Origin of the sequence: Bacillus sp. TH50 (assembly GCF_016650565.1) — a bacterium.
Classification (GTDB): Bacteria; Bacillota; Bacilli; order Bacillales; family Bacillaceae_G; genus Bacillus_A; species Bacillus_A mycoides.
The window spans coordinates 2,001,826-2,021,868 of the sequence record NZ_JAEKFM010000007.1; the positions used below are offsets into that span (position 1 = coordinate 2,001,826).

The following is a 20,043-nucleotide window of genomic DNA, read 5'->3' on the forward strand; positions in this document are numbered from 1 at the left end:
GTTCAACACTCCTTCGATATTGTAAAATGTATCTCATTTATACAAATTGTAATATAATTTAAATGTAAATTCGTAGCGTAAAATAGATTAAAAGTAACAAATGTTGAGAAAGGATTCCCTTGTCAAAATTAGTATTTGTATTTCACTAGATAATAAAAAATGTAGAATGATTTTATTTCTGACATTGTTATTTAATAGTAATCAAAATACAAAATAAAGAATTTTCTCGGCTGGAAATTGTTACATACTCATAAAATGGAGGCAATAGTTATGCAGCAAATTAAAAAAATAGGAAACGCATTTTGGTACATGACACCTGTTTCCGAGACTGATAGACCTATCTTAGGAATGGTAGTTGGAAAAGAAAAGACTTTGATGATAGATGCAGGTAATTCAGAAGCACATACACAATTGTTTTTAGAAATGCTAAAAGAGCAAAATATCTCAAATCCTGATTTTGTAGCATTAACGCATTGGCACTGGGATCATATTTTTGGATTGCCTGTATTACAAAATGCATTGTCTATCGCACATTTTGAAACAAAAAAAGAGATGAACACACTTGTTTCTTATGAGTGGTCGGATGAGGCATTGGACGCACGAGTGAAAGAAGGTACAGAAATTGAATTTTGTGCGGACTGTATAAAAAAAGAGTTCAGTGAAAAACCAAGAAATATTCAAATTCTTCCGCCGTCCTTAACCTTTCAGAAACAACTTGAATTAGACCTTGGTGATGTGACATGTGTGTTAAAGCATGTGGGCGGAGACCATTCACATGACTCTGTTGTTATTTATATTAAAGAAGAAAAGATTTTGTTTTTAGGAGACTGTATATATGCAGATATCTTTTCTGCAAAGCGGAACTATACAACGAAACGAACGTTTAAACTGATACAAGAATTAGAGAAATTTGATGCCGAGACCTATATTCTTTCACATGGGGAAGCTATAGATCGAAATGAATTTTTGCGAGAGATTCGTTTATTAAAAACAGTAGGAACTTATACGGAAACTCATAAAGGCGATGAAGAGAAGATAAAGGCAGCATATAAACAAGAACTAGATAGAGAATTAAATGAAGATGAGCTAGAAACAATAACGTACTTTGTAAATGGTTATGAAATGGTTAATCTGTAAAACCTAACTCAAACCAGATTGAGGCTTATTCTGATTTGAATATAATTAAACTGTACAAAAAGAGTATTGAAAGTTAATTCAATACTCTTTTTAATAATTAAATATCCAGCCCCAACCAATTTCTAAATCTTTTTGCTGGCTCATCATCTGGGTTTACACGGCTTTCAACACTGGTTGTGATTAGCAGCTTTTTTAGCTAATTCAGTAATATATTCAAAGAATGCATCACGTTTTACATCATAAATGACATTTACTGGTCTTCCGTTAGCAGTTTCCACTGTACGTCCTTGGCTGGGTCCGTATGTATGAACGATACTAGCAATCGTTTTTGTTTTTGCAAGATCAGCTTTCCCAACAAACGCAGCAGTTAATACATCCCACAAATAGTAAGTAGAGTTCGTTGAGAAGTGAACGAGAGGGGGAACCATTGCATAGCATTGACCAAGGAAATCAACACCAATATACTTACGCTCTTTTGCCCACTGTTCACGTATGTCTATAGTTAGCGGAACCTGGTTTGTACTTTCTAGAGTTACTAAATCAATGATTATATTAGCATTCCAAACACGAGCTACTGCTTCGGGATCCCAAAATGAATTCCACTCGGCTGTTCCGTCATGTTCTGGCTCATGTACATTGCCTGCAGTACGAAATGTACCGCCCATCCAAACGAGACGTTCAATTTTATCTTCGATTATTGGAGATTCATATAGTGCACGAGCAAGGTCAGTCAGGGGCCCTGTAAATAATAAAGTTGTTTTTCCATCAGTTTGTAGAAGAGTCTCTATTATATGATGATGTGCAGGTTTTTTTGATGCAGGTGTAACAACTTTCCCAAACTCATTTAAAATTGGTAAAGCATCTACATAAAATGCATGCATCCGCCATTCTTTTGGAAATGGGTTTTTTCCACGAGAGTTGGACGCTGCTACCTCAATATTATTTTTGCCGAAGCGATCTATAATTTTACGACTGGCAGACATTGCTGGTTCTAAATAACAATCTGCAGGAATAACTGAAACACCTGTAAGTTCTATATTTTCCATCTGGAGTAGTAAAAATAGTGATATTAAATCATCTACACCACCATCATGATTGAAGTACACTTTTTTCATCATTTTAATCTCCATTCTTTAAAATTTAACCAGGAATTAAATTTTAATTGATGAAAAATCATCAATAATTTCCACCACTTCAATTCTCCCATTAATCAGTAACTCAGGAAGTTCATTTCTAACGTTTCCTTTCCAATACTCTCTAGCTTGTTCCATTTTTTGAGCGAAAGGAATACCATCTTCTTTCGGCAAAAGGTTTCCATCACCTTCAAAAGAACTTCCGATTACTCGTAGTTTAACAATCTGCAAAACTTCTCGATTATAAGAATCAAATAGTGCTTTCCATTTCAAAGCATCCTCATAGCTTTTGGAAGCATATAAGCAAGACAACCTTGAGGGATATTCAGGAAATTCTTGCAGTCTAACCATTTCTACAATCGTTTCTCTAACCGCTCTAATTGTTTGATCTATATAATTCAGAACTACTTTAGCATTTTCATTATTTATATGTAATTCCTTATTGATATAATGCCTTTTTAAAATTTGAATGGAGTCTTCATCATTAGAATTTAATTGTTCTCTTTCAAAAAGAAGTGATAGAGGGTATTAGTTTGATTTTTGTCAAAGTGAATGATTTGTCCGATACTCATTGTTTTCCTTGTAACGATGTGATATGCGTAAAGTTCTGCTTTATTCATGGTTATCCTCCTAGTAGTAATTATCATATAATTCAATATTAAATTTAATAATTCAACATCAAAATATATAAAACCTTTGTAAGTAAAAAGTTATAAAGTGGGAGGATTGGAGTGAAGAGTGGAAGAAATGCACGTAAACGTTTTAAAAATGTTCACAAAATGTTCACTTACGAAGGAGTTTCCAATATCGATATAATGACAAAGACTCAAAGAGAAGGGATGATGAAAATTGCCAACAACAAGAAAGGAAAACCTCCAATTTGGTATGATGATGTGCCTCGGGATGGTTATCGTTATGACGTTTTACAATTTATTAATGAATGGAGCAGGAGGGCCAATTCATATTAAGGAGATCGCATTAGAACTAATAATTGGATTTATTATTGCGCTATTAATTGAAATATGTATCGTAGGACCGTGTGCGAAAAAGATTGTATTTGCATTACCATTTGATAAATCAAAAAAAGTAAACATGATTATTGCGATGGCAACAACAATGGTAATCGGAATGGTATTCTTTATGTCATTTTACGGAATGGCTATGATGTATTTACATAATGGGTTACATGGTGACTCATTCGCTTCAATTTATTTCTCGATTTTCATTAAAAATTTCATTATGGCGTACCCACTTCAATTAATAATAATGGGACCTCTTGTACGTTTCTTATTTGGAAAGTTTGTTTTGAAGAATAAAGGTGTTAATGTAGCGTAGTTAAAAACGTTTTATTTGATTATAAAAATTAAACAATAAAATGAATTCAATGTATCGAAAGAATTTGAAATGCATGTTAACAAATGTATTATTGAAGTTATGTGAAAGTGATTTAGTTAGGATAATAAACCTCTTAGTGTATGTTGTTAAAAAGCTGTACCTTTTTTGTATAAGGGTACAGCTTTTGTTGTAATATTTGTTTGGAATTTATATGGGGAAATGTAGCGATTATTCACCTGTAAAAAAATTAATATCAATTTAAAGGAGAGAGTTAAGTATGTAAAGAAAAAATATAAGTGAATGTGATCTCGATTTGTGGTGGAATAAAATACATTTAGTAGTTAGTTAAAAATGAAAGTCTAATAGTAAGGGTATTATACATAAGGGAGAGACGCAAAGTGATTAATTATATGTTAAAAGATGGTGAACGATATTTAGAAATATCTGATATTGTTATATTTGAAAATAGTGCACATTTTCCAGATGTCGAAGAAACAGATAATGTATGTGAAACGATTATAGGGTTTTTAGAAATATAGTATAAACACACGGATAGGATTAATTGCTTGAATATTGAATTATATAAGGTGTGAATTGTTTATTTAAGAACGGGAGGAAGCAATATGATTGAATACAGAAAAGCAAGAGTAGAAGATATACAAGGGATTATTAAAGTGTGTTCAGATGGTTATAGAAATACATATCCAGGTTTGTTGCCCCAGCAATACATAGAAAGTACGATTAAGGAATTTTACAATGAAGACAGGGTGAGAAATGAAATATTAAATATTAGCCAAGAGTGGAATGGCTGGTTTGTTGCAAGTGATAATGGAGAAATACTCGGTGCTGGTGGAGGTGGTTTCACTGGCAAAGAGACAGCAGAGTTATTTGTAATATATTTAAACCCAAATAGAAAAAGAGAAGGCATTGGTACAGAATTACTTTCTATAATTGCAAATGATCAAATTGAACGAGGTGCAAAAGAACAATGGGTTTCAGTTGCAAAAGATAATGATATGGGAATTCCATTTTATGAAGCAGTTGGTTTTAAATACCAAGATGAAAGACCAGCTTATGGGCTACCTGTAGGCGAAGGTTTCACATCTATTCGATACAAACGTGAGTTAGCAATTAGCTTAGTTGAAAGATAAGTAAAAAAGACCTCGTCCGAATTAAATTTAGTTTATAGTTGTTGAAATCAATAAAAGTAAAGGCAAGGACCTATTTGATATGTATAATATGTTTTTTCCTTTATATTATAGTTAGTTTTGAAAAAAGTTTGATAAAAAGGTCTATTTTGTAGGGTAATTACCTATGCATAAAATAACACTAATTTTTTGTACACTGTTGCTATAAATTCTCGTGAGAGTTGGAAAATAGCCGGGTTTCCAACCTGATGAGGTGCGAAGCTATTATGAGTGCAGTGACATAACTAGGAGGTTTCCACTATGACAGCTTTATTTAAAGCTATGGAGTTCCAGCTGAAAACTGAACGACTTGATCTGAGTATGTGGGAGGAATCCGATTCAGTCTGGATGAGAAAATTAATTGGAGAACGTGATGTGGATATGCCAACCCTTGACGCCGTTCGTAGCATGCTTATAGAGATGCGTAAGAGAGCAGGCGAAAATGGCATTTCCCTTCTCACTATTCGCCGACGAGACGAAGGTGATTTCATCGGATACTGTGGCTTGATTATCGGTCGTTCCACACTGGAAGAGCCGGAGATCGCATACGAGTTGTTCCGCAGTGCTCATGGCAAAGGATATGCGACTGAGGCAGCATCTGTTGTGCTGGACGCTGCGATTGCTACGGGGCGCCACAGACTTTGGTCGACTGTCGGCGCGTGGAATGTTGCGTCCTTCCGGGTGTTAGAAAAGATAGGATTTGAGAGGCATCACAGTACGTGGGACGAGCGCGGTGAGATTGTTTGGAACGTACGCGACCTTTAGAAATCCCGGACCTAACTCGAAACTATTGAAAAGGAGAAGAGGTCATTAGTTTGGGCGAGAATCCAGATAAAGATAAAAGAACTGATTTATAATCCAAATAGTGACAAACTATAACTGAAGCATGTCCTCGAAAGCGGAGTGTTGCCTTCGCACCGAGGCTATGTCCTCCTCCCAAAACCAATCGAACGTTTCAAGTTATATATCTTTATTATACTGATTAAACTAAATATTTATTGTTTACTTATTTCATTCATTATGTAAATAAAAAGGATAATTAGCCCTCATAATGGACTAACTATCCTATAGATTATTATATGAATTTAATAAAATCGAGGTCTTCTTTTGTATATGATTAATATATAAGCTATAGATTTATCATTTTTCAAACCGTATATGAACGAACTTCAACATCTTTATTAAATTTACAATCCACATCATAATTCGTGTACTTCCATCCCAATCTTTATTTGTAGGTATACGTTTAAAGAAAGGGGAGCAGCTTAATATTTTTATGTTAGAAGACCACTTTTCTATTGTCTTTGGATTATTTACGTAAAAATACATCATAGCGCCGTTATTACCAGATTTTTTTACAGTAGCATTCGAAAGTGTCAGTGCGAACTTTGATTCGGCATCAAAATATAACTCTCCTCCAGGAAAACGTTTTGCCATAGCGACAAATATCTCCTTCAGTTCTTCTTCTTTAAAGTAATAAAACACACCTGCTGATATAAAAAGAATACCGTCTTTTGGATTATATTTTATATCGTTGAACCAAGAAGTGTCAAAATATGATTTGGCAATGCTTATATTTCGTGGTGTATCTTCAATTAATGTTTTGCGGAAAGCGATCGCATCAGGCAAATCAAGGTTATACCACTGTATAGTACCGTTATCAATTCTTGAAAAAGTAGTGTCTAGTCCAGAACCGATATTTACTATAGTAGCATTCGGATGTTTTCTAATAAATTGTTTAATAGTATCGTCTATTTTTCTTGCACGGGTAATATAAGTGATACATCCATATTCGCCAAATGTATCTGCTATTTTAGAGAAATCAAAGTCGCATTCTTTAATAATCCGAATAGCTTCCGTATCATCTAAAATATCCTTGTTTTTCTCACTACCATATGCTCGTCCCCATAGTGGAATAAGCATAGTACCTTGAACTGATTGTAAATCTATTTCTTTAACCATGAAACGTCCTCCATTTAATAATAAAAAAATATCATATATATATGATTAGTCGTTATTTAGCATTTTTGATAGCATTTTATTTGTTTTATACAGTCCGTAAGTTAAATCACGTTGATCTTCTTCACTGAGTTTTTCAAGATTACTAGTGAAATTATTATAAATTTGTTTCCATCTTTCATAATGTACTTTTTCAGCTTTATCTGTTAAGGAAATTAAAACAGCTCGTTTATCTACTGTATCTTGTTTTTTTACAATGTATCCGTTTTGCTCTAAATTACGAACGGTTACACTTAATTGTTGTTTAGGTATGTTTAAATAACTAGCAATCATTTTTAAATTTACAGCGACTTTTTGCTGGGCAATATACTCAACTATGTGTTGCTCTAAATGTGTAAATTCAGTGGATTTCTCTGATAATAATTTAAAAGTACCTGACATATTTAATAATAAATTCATGTATTCGTTTATTAATTCTTTATTAGTCATTATTTTTCGTGTCCTTTATCAATTTAGTAATTATTTTATTACTATTTTCACTTAAAATCAAATAATAACATTGATATTAGTAATTGTTTATTTACTAATATCAATGTTATTTAAATCGTGAGAGATGCAGTAGAGGAAAAGTTAAAGTTTTTTATGAGCGGTGAGTAGAAAGATTATAAAATATTACTTTATACATAAAAAACTAATGAAGCCAATGTCTTTTTCAGTCATTATACTATTAATAATTTTATGGTAAAATCTTTTACATAATGAAATAAAGGGGTAGTATTCTATGGGTTATTTCTCAAATAGTTTATTAGTTTTGTTTGTTCTTATCGTATGTAGCTGTATGATTTTTGGTTGATAATATAATGATGGATTGATATAAAAGAAGGTATCTCATAAAGATGAGATACCTTCTTTTTCTTATAATTGTAATTTAGATTCAGTATTTGGTGATGGTTGAAATGTATATATTTTATACTAACCATTAGTTGATATATTAAACAAATATTAAATAGAGAAATATATATGGTACCAATCTTATTAAGTTCCTTATGTTTTTAAAGAGAAGGAGTTTCATTTTTTCTTATTGAAGTATTGTTCTAGTCAGTTTAACGACGGTCAAAATTTTTTGGAATAAAACAAAAAGGATGATAGGGAGTATTTACATGAAAACTATTTTAAATTACACGATTGAACCCCCTAAAGATTTCAATGAATTATTAACTATGTATGAATCTTTAGGATGGAATTCTCTTGAATTATCGGTTAACGAGTTAGAGCAAATGTGTAAACAAAGTTGGTATGCAATATATGTTTTTGATGACCAAAAGTTAGTAGGGATGGGACGCGTTATATCAGATGGTGTAATTACTGGCATTATTTGCGGAGTGTGTGTATTACCGGAATATCAGTCCAAAGGCATTGGAAAGGAAATAGTGGAACAATTAATCCGGCACTGTGAACAAAAACGAGTTATTCCACAACTTATGTGTGTTGAAGATTTAAAATATTACTATGAATCAATTGGATTTGAGGAATTTTCGATTGGTATGACGAAACATATTAAACGATAGCGAGGCTTTGTAATTTAGAATTACTTGTTTATCAGGCCAATTTTTAGATTTCAAAAATTTCATTATAAAGGAGAATAATGTTATGGAGATTGCTAAAGGGGTAGAGATGCTACATCTTGAATTTCACGGGTATATAATTCATCCAATTCTTTTATGGGATGATGAAATGGCAATTTTAATAGATACTGGATTTCCTGGACAAATTGAAGATATACGAGTAGAAATGGGTAAGGTTGGAGTATCGTTTGATAAACTAAAAGGCGTGATTTTAACGCATCAAGATATAGATCATATAGGTAGTCTTCCTGAACTATTACAAAACTGTGGAAGTAATATAAAAGTCTATGCTCACGAGCTAGATAAGCCATATATTGAAGGGGATTTACCTTTATTGAAAGATGGAAATATAGAGAATCCACCAAAAGGAAAAGTGGATGATACTTTGGTTGAAGGCCAAGAACTTCCATATTGCGGTGGTATTCTTATTATTCATACCCCAGGGCACACTCCTGGTCATATTAGTTTATATTTGAGACAAAGTAAAACTCTTATCGCTGGGGATTCAATGTATAGTGTAAACGGAATTTTAGGGGGAATTCATGCCCCAACTACTTTGGATATAAAAGAAGCGCAAAATTCTTTGAAGAAGTATTTAAATCTAGAAATTGATTCTGTAGTTTGTTACCATGGTGGATTAAGTAAGGGGAATATAAATGCACAAATTCAAGAGCTATAGATAAGAATTTTTTGTTAATCGGTGCTAAAGTATAATTTAATTGCTAGTATATAAATAAAACCCTTAAATTAATAAAGAGCATGTTTGAAGGAATTTCAAATGTGCTCTTTATTAAATATAATCAATTTAATTTTGATGACTTAATCCATTCCAATAAAACGAAACGATTTCTTTTGCTAATTCATCTATATTTGCAAGAGTAGGATTGTGATTCTCATCTTTAAAATTCCCGATTGATAATAAAGCGACGAAAGCATGGGCAGCAAATTTAGGATTTCCTTTAGGAATTTCTCCAAGGAGAATTGCGTTATCTAGCGCTTTTTCCAACACTTCATACATGTTATCCTCGGCATTTTTTAATTCCTTTAATTGCTCTTCAGATAAAGAAAGTTTTGCATCTTTCATAAAATTATTCATATCAATATCCATCGTTGCGTGTAAGTATACTGTAGCAAAGTTCAATAATCTTTCTTCCAAAGTTTTATTCGTAGAGAGTATTTGATCCATATTTTCTCTTATGCGCACCATCATTTGAATCATAGTAGCGGTAAATAGATCAGCTTTTGTTGAATAGTAATAGTAGACAGTTGCTTTTGTAACTCCACATTCTTTCGCGACCTCATCCATTGAAACAACTTGATAATTTTGAGTGAGAAATAACCTAGTTGCAACTTCTAAAATGATTTCTTTTGTAGACTTTGTATTTTTATTTTGACGAGGTCTTCCGAGAGGACGTTGTTTTTGATCCAAATACATTCGCTCCTGACATTTATTATTGAGATAATTATAACATAATTTTTTAATCATTCTTGATTAATTAACCGACCAGTATATATAATTAATATTGGAGGAAAAAAGGAAGGTGGGGTTTTATGAAAAAGCACCCGTTACATATGTTAGGGAGGCTTGTAGCAGGGAAGAATACGCAATGGATAACTTTATCGGTATGGATTCTTATTACATTAGTACTTTCATTTACGTTACCACAAGTAAACAGTACGAAAGAACCGAATCCGAAAAATTTACCTGAAACAGCTATGTCACAGCAAGCTGAAGCACTTATGAAAAAAGAATTTCCTAATAATGCAGGAAATCCGTTGTTAGTAGTATGGCATCGAGATGGTGGATTACAGTTAAAGGATTATAAACTCATACAAGATGTTTATAAAGAATTAAAGGCCAGTCCTTTAAAAGAACAATCAACATTACCACCATTTGATACAATTCCAGAGCAAGTATTATCAAAAAGTGCATCAACAGATGGCACATCATTTGTTACACCAATATTTTTTAATAAATCTGCTGGAACGGATATATTAAAAGGTAATTTAGAAGAGTTACGAAAAATAGTGAATAGTAAAGTGGATGAAGATCCGTTCAAACAAAAAATTACCGACTCTGGTTTACATGTTCGATTATCTGGACCTGTAGGTATTCAAACGGATGCGGTAAGTTTATTTAGTCAAGCTGATGTGAAATTATTAGTTGCTACTGTACTACTAGTATTGGTTTTATTAATTTTACTGTACCGTTCACCAATTTTAGCAATTTTACCTTTACTCGTTGTTGGTTTTGCATACGGAATTATCAGTCCGACACTGGGCTTTTTAGCAGACAATGGATGGATTAAAGTAGATGCACAGGCTATATCGATTATGACTGTCTTACTGTTTGGAGCAGGAACGGACTATTGTTTATTTCTTATTTCAAGATATAAAGAGTACTTGCTAGAAGAAGAAAGTAAGTATAAAGCATTGCAACTTGCGATAAAAGCATCAGGTGGAGCAATTATAATGAGTGCACTTACTGTAGTACTAGGGTTAGGAACGTTATTACTTGCTCATTATGGAGCTTTTCATCGATTCGCAGTTCCATTTAGTGTGGCTGTTTTCATTATGGGAATCGCTGCTTTAACGATTCTTCCAGCATTATTATTAATTTTCGGTAGAGTTGCATTTTTCCCGTTCATACCGAGAACAGCTGAAATGAATGAAGAGTTTGCAAGAAAGAAAAAGAAAGTAGTAAAAGTAAAAAATACTAAAGGGTTCTTTAGTAAAAAACTTGGGGATATTGTTGTACGTAAACCGTGGACAATTATTATGCTAACCGTATTTTTATTAGGAGGCTTGGCTTCATTTGTACCGCGTATTCAATACACGTACGACTTATTAGAATCATTCCCGAAAGATATGCCATCACGCGAAGGATTTACATTAATTACGGATCATTTTTCAGCTGGAGAATTAGCGCCAGTAAAGATTGTAGTAGATTCAAAGGGAAAAGATTTACCTATTAAACAAGAAATAGAGAAATTATCTTTTGTTAATAAAGTGAAAGAGCCAATGAAGGGAAAAGAAAATAATCAATTGCAAATGTATGAAGTTTCTTTAGTGGAAAACCCTTACTCCATTGAAGCATTAGATCAAATCCCTAAATTGAAAAATAGTGTAGAAAAGGTATTAAAAGATGAAGGAATTAGTAAAGCTGAGAATCATTTATGGATTGGCGGAGAAACAGCTTCCTTATATGATACAAAGCAAATTACTGAACGGGATGAAGCGGTTATTATTCCGGTTATGATTAGTATCATCGCTTTACTTTTACTCGTGTATTTACGTTCAATCGTTGCGATGATTTACTTAATTGTAACTGTCGTTTTATCTTTCTTCTCTGCATTAGGAGCAGGCTGGATTTTACTGCATTTCGGTATGGGAGCTCCCGCGATACAAGGTGCGATACCGTTATATGCATTCGTATTTTTAGTTGCTTTAGGAGAGGATTATAATATCTTTATGGTTTCTGAAATATGGAAGAATAAAAAGAAACAAAATCATTTAGAATCAGTTAAAAATGGTGTTATACAAACAGGTAGTGTAATTACATCCGCAGGTTTAATTTTAGCAGGAACATTTGCAGTATTAGGTACATTGCCAATTCAAGTTTTAGTTCAATTCGGTATTGTGACAGCAATCGGTGTATTGCTAGATACATTTATTGTAAGACCACTGCTTGTACCTGCGATTACAGTCGTTTTAGGACGCTTCGCTTTTTGGCCAGGAAAGCTTTGGAAAGAAGAAAAGCAATTACAAAAAGAAGATACTTTATAAAAGAAGGTTGCCGATAAAGTCAGTAAAACTGATTTTTAGGCCACCTTCTTTTTTATTAGTCTGATATAGAATGATCATTTTGAATATACAATGAAAAATATAGATGAAATGTAAAATGAGGTTTTAAGTGCATTAAAATTTTTCTTATCAGACATAATAATTCGTAAGAAATTCCAATTGAGTGAGGAATTTCTAAAATTATTTATCGTTATAGGATGATTAAAATGTGGGACATGATTGTTTTGTATGTACCTGAGTGGAAAGTTTTTATACAAGCCTTTATCGTACTATTCATTCCATATATAATTTCAAGATTTTTTAGTTGGATTCGCACATTAGAAAAAGAATAATATAACGAACTACATTCAAGTGAAAACAAATATTGATATGTAAAGAAGAATGGTATAAGAAGCTTTTTTGGAGAAAGAGTGATGAAGGTGAAAGCTCAAGATTCAATGGTTAATCAAAGAAAAGATCAAAGTAATACATATGAAGATGAGCCCACTAAAGTTCCTGAATCCTATTTTACAGGTAATTTCAATTTAGATTTAGAGGTTATAAAAAAAGAGGCTCTTGATAATTCGGACGTTTATTGTCGAGAGTTTAATATCGGCGGGACTAGCATCCGCGCAGTTCTTGTTTTTGTAGAAGGATTATCAGATAAGGATCTTATTGATATGCACATTATGAAATCATTAATGTGTAAGTTTCCTGATGAGTATAAAGATGAATCGTCTAATATGAAAGATAGTGTTTAAAAAGAGTTTATTAAAAACCGAGTTCTTCCTATTAGTGGAGTGGAAGAAGTGCAATCTGTGCAAAAAATGATGTCAAAGGTGTTAATGGGTTCAACGGCGTTATTTATTGATGGACTATCAGATGTATTAATACTTAATACAAAAAAAGGGAAAACACGCAATGTTGAAGAGCCGATATCAGAGGGGACGGTCAGAGGTCCACGGGTAGGTTTCACAGAAGTTTTGTCGGATAATACTGCTTTGTTACGGTTACATGGTGAAAACGAAGGATTATCTTTAATAAAGTTTCATGTGGGAGAACGAGCAAAAAAAGAATTGGTCGTTGCCTTTATGAAAGAGATTGCTGATTCGGAATTAGTAGAAGAAGTTAAGAAGAGAATTCAGAAAATTAATATTGATAATGTGCCAGAGTCAGGTTATGTAGAACAACTTATTGAAGATAATTATCTAAGTCCTTTTCCGCAAGTACAGAGTACGGAACGCCCTGATAAAGTAATCGCTGCACTAATGGAGGGAAGGGTTGCAATTCTATTGGATGGAACACCTTTTGCGTTAATTGTTCCGGTTACATTTAGTATGATGATGCAATCACCTGAAGATTATTATGAGCGCTGGATACCAGGGACATTGATTCGTTTATTGCGCTTTGGAACAGCTTTTATTGCTCTTTTTGCCCCGGCTCTGTACATTTCATTTATATCGTTTCATCCTGGATTGATTCCGACTAAGTTAGCCATTTCAATTATAGGAGGGCGAGAAGGCGTCCCGTTTCCTGCAATTATAGAAGGATTATTTATGGAAATTGCGATTGAAATTTTACGGGAAGCAGGGCTACGACTACCTAAGCCTATTGGTTCAGCGATGGGAATTGTAGGGGGATTAATTATTGGACAGGCTTCTGTAGAAGCTGGAATTGTGAGTCCGATCATGGTAATAGTTGTGGCGGCCACAGCTATTTCTTCTTTTGCACTTTCGCATTATAGTACAGCAATTCCATTACGTATTCTTCGCTTTGTAGCGATGTTTTTCGCTGCCATATTCGGATTATATGGAGTTATTCTATTTTTCCTATTTATATGCAGTCATATTGCAAGGCTTAAAAGTTTTGGTGTACCGTATGCTAGCCCGGCTGTCTTGTATCAATTTACTGATTGGAAGGATTTTATGGTTCGTATGCCAATTCAGATGATGAAGCGACGTCCGAAAATGTTGAATTTAAAAGACTATGTACGGAAAGGAAGTGAAGAGGAATGATTACGAACTCAAAGGATAAAATTCCTACTTCACAAGCAGCTGTTATTCTTATCAATTATATACTTGCTATCGGAATTCTCACTTTACCTAGAACCGCAGCTGAGAAAGTGAATACACCTGATGTTTGGATAACTGTTATTTTAGGAGGATTAATTGCGATGGTTGCAGGCATAATTATCGTGAAGTTAAGTCAACAATTTCCTGAAAAAACATTTTATCAATATAGCCAAGAACTTGTAGGGAAATGGCTTGGGGTGTTAATTAGTTTAATGATTATCAGTTACTTTTTTACACTTTCGTCATTTGAACTTAGAACGTTGGAATGTATAACAAGTTTCTTTCTACTAGAAGGTACGCCTGACTGGGCTATTGTTATGCCATTTATGTGGATAAGTCTATATTTAAATTTAGGCGGAATAAATGCGATAGCACGTTTATTTGAAATGATTTTTCCAATTACAGTTTTCATTTTTTTAGTGACATCTTTTATGAGTGTAGGAATATTTGAACTCGATAATCTTCGTCCTGTATTAGGGCTAGGGATTACTCCTGCACTAAAAGGCCTAAAAACAACAACTATGGCATATTCGGGAGCGGAAATTATGTTGTTACTATTAGCATTTATGAAGAAGCCATCTCAAGCTGTAAGGGTTGTAATAATTGGCACTATGATTCCTTTATTTTTTTATGTCATTACAGTTGTAATGGTTATTGGTGCGTTTTCTATCGATGGGGTATTGATGAGAACATGGCCTACAATTGATCTTATGAGAAGTTTTGAAATTCAAGGTTTAATTTTTGAACGGTTCGAATCTTTGCTATTAGTGATATGGGTTATGCAAATCTTTGCAACATATACGATTTGTTATTATGCAGCTGCTTTAGGGTTATCACAGCTCTTTAATAAAAATATTCATTCCTTTTTGTATGGATTACTCCCAGTAATATATATCGTTGCCGCAATTCCGAAAAACATAAATGAGGTATTTGAATTTGGAAATTTGATTAGCAACGCTGCGATAATATTATTTGGTATTCTTCCGATTCTTCTCCTAATGATTTCGAAGGGGAGGAAAAAAAAGCATGAACCAAAATGTTAAAGGTAGAAAAATTATTATAAGAATAACGTCAATAGTTTTTCTCTTATTACTTACAGGATGCTGGAGTAGTCATGAAATTGAGGAGTTAGGTTTCGCTGTAGGTATAGCAATAGATAAAGAAAAAGAAACAAAGATTGAGAAAGAAATTGAAGAAAAGGGCGGCGGATATAAAAAGAAGAATTTGATAACAACCACCTATCAATTTGTTAAAGCACAATCATCATCAGACGGAGGAAAAGGTGGAGTATCGCAACAAAAAGCTTATATGAATGTTGCAGAAACAGGAGATTCTCTTCATCAATCAATACGTGAAGTTGCATTAAGAAGGCAAAGGCCTATCATTTTTCATCATACGAAAGTAATAGTTGTTAGTGAAAGTATTGCCCGAACCTATAAGTTAACGCAGTTATTAGACATCTATGTTCGTGATAATGAGATGAGACCTAGTTGCTTTATTATGGTTAGTAAAGGGCTAGCTAGTGATGTGTTAAAATCAAAAGAACTTGGGGAAATTCCAGCATTTCGCTTGATTGATATCGAGGATAACCAATATAGATCCTCACGAATTTTACCGCCGATGCCACTTGCAAAACTACCAGGAAAGGTGAAATCTGGGGCGAGTTTTCTTTTACCAAATGTGATTTCTATAAATGGAGAAGTGAAATATGTAGGTGCTGCTGTTATGAAAGGAAGTACAAAAAAACTCCGTGGCTTTTTGAACGAGAATGAATTAGAAGGCTTAATGTGGATCACTGCAAAAGGGAAAAGTGGCTTAGTGAAAAGTTATGATAAAAAGACGAAAAAATTAGTTATGTATGAAGTGAAATCTATGGAAAGTAAAATTACGCCCCATGTTAAAGGGGATAAAATCTCTTTCGATGTCAATGTGCAGTCTGTGGGACGGCTATCCGAAAACTGGTCTGAATCAGAGGAAGCTTTTAAAAATACATTTCTCAAAAGGACGGAGCAATCTGCGGAGCAAGAAGTGAAGCGATTAGTGAAGCATACATTACAAAAAATTCAAAAGGAATATAAAACTGATGTTGCTGGCTTTAATACTAGTTTGAAAATCGAGTATCCAAAAGTATGGAAGAAAGTTGAAAAGGATTGGGATAAAGTGTTTAGTAAGGCGCCAATTAAATATAATGTTAAGCTAACCATTGAAGACTATGGTACGGAAGGCGCATAACGAAGAAATAATTAAAAATATACAAAAGCTCTGAAGCATGAATTTTTTATAAAAATGCTCCAGAGCTTTTTATTGTGCAGGTTTATTGTATTTAGCAAATGAATGAGAAGATAAATATTCCGTTTTAATATTCTTTATTTTGTAATTTTTTTATAAATGCTAGTAAATATAATCGCTAAAAATAGGAGTGATGAATGGAAAATTAGATTGGGTAAATGTATTGGAACCGTTTCATCCAAGTAAAGATGATGTTCCTTATGTAATAATGGGAAAAGTATTAAAAACAAAAGTGAATTAATAGCTTTGTTGTACATATAAGTTATTGGTTTGTAACATTTAAGGGGAAAACAAAATGACGATAATATCTATTGAAAAAGCTACAATTTTAGATGCTGAAAAGTTGACAGAAATAATGAAAAGAACATTCGATGAAGAAGCAAAACAATGGTTGTATGATCAAGATGGTGTAATTGATTATAACATTCAACCACCAGGATATTCATCAGTTGAAATGATGAAATATTCGATTGAAGAACTGGAATCTTTCAAAGTGATAGTGAATAAAGAAATTATCGGGGGAATTATAGTTACGATTTCTGGTAAGTCTTACGGTAGAATTGATCGTATATTTGTAGATCCTAAACATCAAGGAATAGGAATTGGAGCACAGGTTATTGATTTTATAGAAGAAGAGTTTCCAAGCGTAAGAATTTGGGATCTTGAGACGTCTAGTAGACAGATTAATAATCATCATTTTTATAAAAAAATGGGCTATGAAACAATTTTTGAAACGGAAGATGAGTATTGTTATGTGAAAAAAATAAAGATAGCTTTAAGCGAAGAAAACTTAGTTAAAAATAAAGATATGAAAAATGGTCAATACGAAAACTGTAATTTGGCAAATACAGAGTATTATCAAGTAAATTTAAAAAATAGTTCATATGTTAGCAGTAATGTAAGTCAATCAACCTTTAGAAATATTAATTTTAGAAATTCCTCATATGCAGAGTTAAATATTTCTGGCAGTAAATTTAATTTTGTGACTTTAGGTGGAGTTCAATTTAGAGATACAAGCCTTGGAGAGGATAAAGATCCTATTTCATTTGATAGATGTGATTTGGAAAGTACTACAATACGTAGTAGTAATCTGAAAAATATTGAAATAGAAAATTGTGATATTACCGGTATGAAAATAAATGGTATTTCAGCAGAAGAACTGCTTGAGTTGTATAATAGGGTGAAAAATTAAATGAAAAATCACTTAGCATATTCTAAGTGATTTTTTCATTTTGAACGAGAGGGAATATAAGAGATGATGTTCAAAAAGCAAATATTATATCGAAATAATTATATAAAAATAACACAAAGAAATAAGGGTTGGCAGGATTTTAATATGGGATATTAGAATATGAATATTTGAATGGAGGGGAAAAAGATGGAGATTAACGTTAGAGCAGTAGAAACACAAGATGCTAGAGCAATTCATCGTATATGCATACAAGATGATGTTTTACCTTATATGGTTTTCTTACCTAGTATGCGTGTAGATGCAATGGAGAATAGAATTCGAAATTTAGCACAGAATCAATTTGAATTTGTAGCAGAATATGATGGAGAAGTTGTTGGATTTGTCGGTTTAACCCAAAGTCCAGGGCGAAGATCTCACTCGGGTGATTTATTCATCGGAGTAGATAGTGAGTATCACAATAAAGGAATTGGAAAAGCACTTCTTACAAAAATGCTTGATTTAGCTGATAATTGGCTAATGTTAGAACGAGTGGAACTTGGTGTATTAGAAACGAATCCTAGAGCCAAAGTATTATATGAAAAATTTGGATTTATCGAAGAGGGTGTAAAGGTTGGGAATTTGAAGGCTCATGGGAATTTTGTTAACGAAATCATGATGAGTCGTTTTAGACCAAATGGTTTGATTGTACATAATAAATAGGTGTGAAATTAAAAGAAAGTAGTACAATTTAAAACAAAGTTATACATTTTAAAAGAAAGTGGTACATTGAAAGATACATTTTTGATTGATTAAATGAGGAGTGTAAGATTTATAACTATATACTTATTGTAAAATTAAGAGAAAATAATACATTAAAGTAAAAAAAGCATGATATATAATGGTCATGCTTTTTATTATGCTCAGAGTATTAAAATATTTACACATCCAATCATCATTTAAAAAAGAAAGAAAATTTATAAAATTAAAATTTTTTATAAGAGAAAATGATAATATATTAATAATAGAGGAGGGAAAAATAGTGAAATTAACTAAACTAATGATTAGGAATTTTAAAGGTATAAAGGAATTAAGTTTGGATATTGAAAAAATGTAGATTATTATAGGACCAAATAATTGCAGTAAAAGTACAGTTTTAGAAGCTTTATGTACCTTTGGGTCAAGTAACTTAAAACTGGATAAAAATTTATATTATAGGCATGATACTTCTACCCCAATAACTTTCCATGCTACATTTTCAGAATTGACTGAAGAAGAGATTAACCTTCATGGAATAAGGTCCTCTATTCATGAACCTTCAGGTAAATTTATAGTCAGATCTGTATATACATATGGGAAAAAAGTTGAGAGAGCATCAAAATTGACAGGGAATGAAGAACAAGATTTAGGAGAGGAAGGATGGAATGGTAAGATGGGAGGGGGAGTTAATGGTACACACTTTATAAACGCCTTTCTGTGATTTGAACCATAAATTTGCCACCTTGGCAAGGTTATGGTTCTTTTTATTTGCGGCAAACTTATGCTTCAAATTTTTATGTTTAGGGGTTAACATACATACCCAATAACCTATCTTTAAAAATAACATTTAACAAGCTATTCCTTACACACCACACGCAACGATTAAATACAGGAAATTTTAAGGTACCCTAAAAAGAAAAAATTTATCTTTACACAGTTCTTATAACAATTTAACTTATCTTAAGGCACTAAAAATAAAGTGAGAGAAATTGCTGTCTACTTCCGATTATGTATTAAAAAGTTTGATATAGGGATTAAAAAATTATTTGACAATCTAAATATAAAAGGATATTATCTTACACTATAAGATAATAAAAAAAGGGGGGGGACTCAATGTTTTATAAAAAGTTGGCAGCAGAGTTTTTTGAATTTATGGTAAAAGCACAAAATAGATCGATGGGACCACTTGATCCGCAAGAATTTTCTCGTGGCGAAATGGGGATTTTGGTGTATTTAACGTTTAAAAAGGATGGAGTAACCTCTGGACAATTAAGTGAGGCTTTATTTGTAAGTACTGGCCGAATTGCTACCGCTCTTAAAGGTCTTGAAAAAAAGAATTTAATTGAGCGCCGTACGGATTCTACGGATAAGCGTAGAGTCAATGTATATATTATGGAGGCTGGTAAACAAATCATCTTAGAGAAACACGAGCAAGGAATTAAGAAAATGGAAATGAGACTGCAAAAGCTTGGGAAAGAAGACGCGCAGAAGTTTGTAGAGCTTTCAAAACGTTTGTTCTCATAATAATATATAAAACACCTTATAGATTTTGAAAAATAGGCAGTTTTCATGAGTATTATTAAATTTGCAGTTCAA

19 protein-coding genes and 3 pseudogenes are annotated in these 20,043 nt (G+C 32.8%); 17 read left to right on the top strand and 5 right to left on the bottom strand.

What is annotated here, in order from left to right:
* The first annotated feature begins 270 nt into the window (after positions 1–270).
* Positions 271–1,137, top strand: a complete 867-nt coding sequence (locus JFU23_RS27300; protein WP_137077157.1) for an MBL fold metallo-hydrolase — start codon at positions 271–273, stop codon at positions 1,135–1,137.
* Between the two features lie 164 nt (positions 1,138–1,301).
* Here the strand turns inward: JFU23_RS27300 and JFU23_RS27305 are convergent, their stop codons facing one another.
* Both JFU23_RS27305 and JFU23_RS27310 read right to left on the bottom strand, forming a co-directional pair.
* The gene (locus JFU23_RS27305; protein ID WP_002141712.1) at positions 1,302–2,255 is read right to left on the bottom strand and encodes a nucleoside hydrolase; all 954 of its coding nucleotides are present in this window, start codon (positions 2,253–2,255) and stop codon (positions 1,302–1,304) included.
* Between the two features lie 33 nt (positions 2,256–2,288).
* A pseudogene (locus JFU23_RS27310) lies at positions 2,289–2,890 on the bottom strand (DUF2441 domain-containing protein).
* Positions 2,891–3,001: 111 nt separating this feature from the next.
* Between JFU23_RS27310 and JFU23_RS31100 the strand changes: the two are divergent.
* The 5 genes from JFU23_RS31100 to JFU23_RS27330 all read left to right on the top strand — a co-directional run bounded on the left by JFU23_RS31100 (position 3,002) and on the right by JFU23_RS27330 (position 5,557).
* Entirely contained in the window at positions 3,002–3,238 is a 237-nt protein-coding gene (locus tag JFU23_RS31100; RefSeq protein WP_232301881.1) for a hypothetical protein, read from the top strand.
* The gene (locus JFU23_RS27315) at positions 3,156–3,605 is read left to right on the top strand and encodes a DUF2798 domain-containing protein (RefSeq protein ID WP_002031882.1); all 450 of its coding nucleotides are present in this window, start codon (positions 3,156–3,158) and stop codon (positions 3,603–3,605) included. Before JFU23_RS31100 ends, JFU23_RS27315 begins: the two co-directional genes overlap by 83 nt.
* A 398-nt stretch (positions 3,606–4,003) precedes the next feature.
* A complete protein-coding gene (locus tag JFU23_RS27320; RefSeq protein WP_201033169.1) occupies positions 4,004–4,144 on the top strand; it encodes a proline iminopeptidase in 141 nt (46 codons plus the stop codon).
* 84 nt (positions 4,145–4,228) lie between these two features.
* A complete protein-coding gene (locus JFU23_RS27325) occupies positions 4,229–4,756 on the top strand; it encodes a GNAT family N-acetyltransferase (RefSeq protein ID WP_201033170.1) in 528 nt (175 codons plus the stop codon).
* Positions 4,757–5,053: 297 nt separating this feature from the next.
* The gene (locus JFU23_RS27330) at positions 5,054–5,557 is read left to right on the top strand and encodes a GNAT family N-acetyltransferase (RefSeq protein ID WP_201033171.1); all 504 of its coding nucleotides are present in this window, start codon (positions 5,054–5,056) and stop codon (positions 5,555–5,557) included.
* Between the two features lie 375 nt (positions 5,558–5,932).
* Here the strand turns inward: JFU23_RS27330 and JFU23_RS27335 are convergent, their stop codons facing one another.
* Complete coding sequence (locus JFU23_RS27335) at positions 5,933–6,754, bottom strand: class I SAM-dependent methyltransferase (RefSeq protein WP_201033172.1); 822 nt, start codon at positions 6,752–6,754, stop codon at positions 5,933–5,935.
* Positions 6,755–6,799: 45 nt separating this feature from the next.
* The gene (locus JFU23_RS27340) at positions 6,800–7,240 is read right to left on the bottom strand and encodes a MarR family winged helix-turn-helix transcriptional regulator (protein ID WP_002127325.1); all 441 of its coding nucleotides are present in this window, start codon (positions 7,238–7,240) and stop codon (positions 6,800–6,802) included.
* A 671-nt stretch (positions 7,241–7,911) separates the two neighbouring features.
* Here JFU23_RS27340 and JFU23_RS27345 point away from each other — a divergent pair.
* Entirely contained in the window at positions 7,912–8,319 is a 408-nt protein-coding gene (locus tag JFU23_RS27345; protein WP_201033173.1) for a GNAT family N-acetyltransferase, read from the top strand.
* An 82-nt stretch (positions 8,320–8,401) separates the two neighbouring features.
* On the top strand, positions 8,402–9,055 hold the full coding sequence (locus tag JFU23_RS27350) for an MBL fold metallo-hydrolase (protein ID WP_201033174.1): 654 nt from the start codon (positions 8,402–8,404) through the stop codon (positions 9,053–9,055).
* A 126-nt stretch (positions 9,056–9,181) separates the two neighbouring features.
* Here the strand turns inward: JFU23_RS27350 and JFU23_RS27355 are convergent, their stop codons facing one another.
* A complete protein-coding gene (locus JFU23_RS27355; protein ID WP_002085667.1) occupies positions 9,182–9,805 on the bottom strand; it encodes a TetR/AcrR family transcriptional regulator in 624 nt (207 codons plus the stop codon).
* 122 nt (positions 9,806–9,927) lie between these two features.
* Between JFU23_RS27355 and JFU23_RS27360 the strand changes: the two genes are divergently transcribed.
* From JFU23_RS27360 to JFU23_RS27395, 9 genes and pseudogenes are all read left to right on the top strand, one after another.
* On the top strand, positions 9,928–12,162 hold the full coding sequence (locus JFU23_RS27360) for an MMPL family transporter (protein WP_201033175.1): 2,235 nt from the start codon (positions 9,928–9,930) through the stop codon (positions 12,160–12,162).
* Between the two features lie 431 nt (positions 12,163–12,593).
* Positions 12,594–14,174, top strand: a pseudogene (locus JFU23_RS27365) (spore germination protein).
* Positions 14,171–15,274 (top strand): spore germination protein, encoded by a 1,104-nt coding sequence (locus JFU23_RS27370; RefSeq protein WP_201033176.1) that lies wholly within the window; start codon positions 14,171–14,173, stop codon positions 15,272–15,274. The pseudogene JFU23_RS27365 and the gene JFU23_RS27370 overlap by 4 nt, the downstream one beginning before the upstream one ends.
* A complete protein-coding gene (locus tag JFU23_RS27375; RefSeq protein WP_201033177.1) occupies positions 15,258–16,463 on the top strand; it encodes a Ger(x)C family spore germination protein in 1,206 nt (401 codons plus the stop codon). The genes JFU23_RS27370 and JFU23_RS27375 overlap by 17 nt, the downstream gene beginning before the upstream one ends.
* A 199-nt stretch (positions 16,464–16,662) precedes the next feature.
* Positions 16,663–16,761: pseudogene (locus tag JFU23_RS27380) on the top strand (GNAT family N-acetyltransferase); the annotation flags it as partial.
* 54 nt (positions 16,762–16,815) lie between these two features.
* A complete protein-coding gene (locus JFU23_RS27385) occupies positions 16,816–17,712 on the top strand; it encodes a GNAT family N-acetyltransferase (protein ID WP_201033178.1) in 897 nt (298 codons plus the stop codon).
* A 186-nt stretch (positions 17,713–17,898) separates the two neighbouring features.
* Positions 17,899–18,411 (top strand): GNAT family N-acetyltransferase, encoded by a 513-nt coding sequence (locus JFU23_RS27390; protein ID WP_060751767.1) that lies wholly within the window; start codon positions 17,899–17,901, stop codon positions 18,409–18,411.
* A 541-nt stretch (positions 18,412–18,952) separates the two neighbouring features.
* Complete coding sequence (locus JFU23_RS30680) at positions 18,953–19,168, top strand: hypothetical protein (protein WP_242483539.1); 216 nt, start codon at positions 18,953–18,955, stop codon at positions 19,166–19,168.
* 392 nt (positions 19,169–19,560) lie between these two features.
* On the top strand, positions 19,561–19,971 hold the full coding sequence (locus JFU23_RS27395) for a MarR family winged helix-turn-helix transcriptional regulator (RefSeq protein WP_201033183.1): 411 nt from the start codon (positions 19,561–19,563) through the stop codon (positions 19,969–19,971).
* Positions 19,972–20,043 lie beyond the last annotated feature (72 nt).

Coding starts and splice junctions, on each gene's coding strand:
- JFU23_RS27335 (WP_201033172.1), bottom strand. CDS start 6,754: ATGGTTAAAGAAATAGATTTACAATCAGTTCAAGGTACTATGCTTATT.
- JFU23_RS27360 (WP_201033175.1), top strand. CDS start 9,928: ATGAAAAAGCACCCGTTACATATGTTAGGGAGGCTTGTAGCAGGGAAG.
- JFU23_RS27395 (WP_201033183.1), top strand. CDS start 19,561: ATGTTTTATAAAAAGTTGGCAGCAGAGTTTTTTGAATTTATGGTAAAA.
- JFU23_RS27330 (WP_201033171.1), top strand. CDS start 5,054: ATGACAGCTTTATTTAAAGCTATGGAGTTCCAGCTGAAAACTGAACGA.
- JFU23_RS27305 (WP_002141712.1), bottom strand. CDS start 2,255: ATGATGAAAAAAGTGTACTTCAATCATGATGGTGGTGTAGATGATTTA.
- JFU23_RS27390 (WP_060751767.1), top strand. CDS start 17,899: ATGGAGATTAACGTTAGAGCAGTAGAAACACAAGATGCTAGAGCAATT.
- JFU23_RS27350 (WP_201033174.1), top strand. CDS start 8,402: ATGGAGATTGCTAAAGGGGTAGAGATGCTACATCTTGAATTTCACGGG.
- JFU23_RS27385 (WP_201033178.1), top strand. CDS start 16,816: ATGACGATAATATCTATTGAAAAAGCTACAATTTTAGATGCTGAAAAG.
- JFU23_RS27370 (WP_201033176.1), top strand. CDS start 14,171: ATGATTACGAACTCAAAGGATAAAATTCCTACTTCACAAGCAGCTGTT.
- JFU23_RS27345 (WP_201033173.1), top strand. CDS start 7,912: ATGAAAACTATTTTAAATTACACGATTGAACCCCCTAAAGATTTCAAT.
- JFU23_RS27300 (WP_137077157.1), top strand. CDS start 271: ATGCAGCAAATTAAAAAAATAGGAAACGCATTTTGGTACATGACACCT.
- JFU23_RS27340 (WP_002127325.1), bottom strand. CDS start 7,240: ATGACTAATAAAGAATTAATAAACGAATACATGAATTTATTATTAAAT.
- JFU23_RS27315 (WP_002031882.1), top strand. CDS start 3,156: ATGATGATGTGCCTCGGGATGGTTATCGTTATGACGTTTTACAATTTA.
- JFU23_RS27375 (WP_201033177.1), top strand. CDS start 15,258: ATGAACCAAAATGTTAAAGGTAGAAAAATTATTATAAGAATAACGTCA.
- JFU23_RS27325 (WP_201033170.1), top strand. CDS start 4,229: ATGATTGAATACAGAAAAGCAAGAGTAGAAGATATACAAGGGATTATT.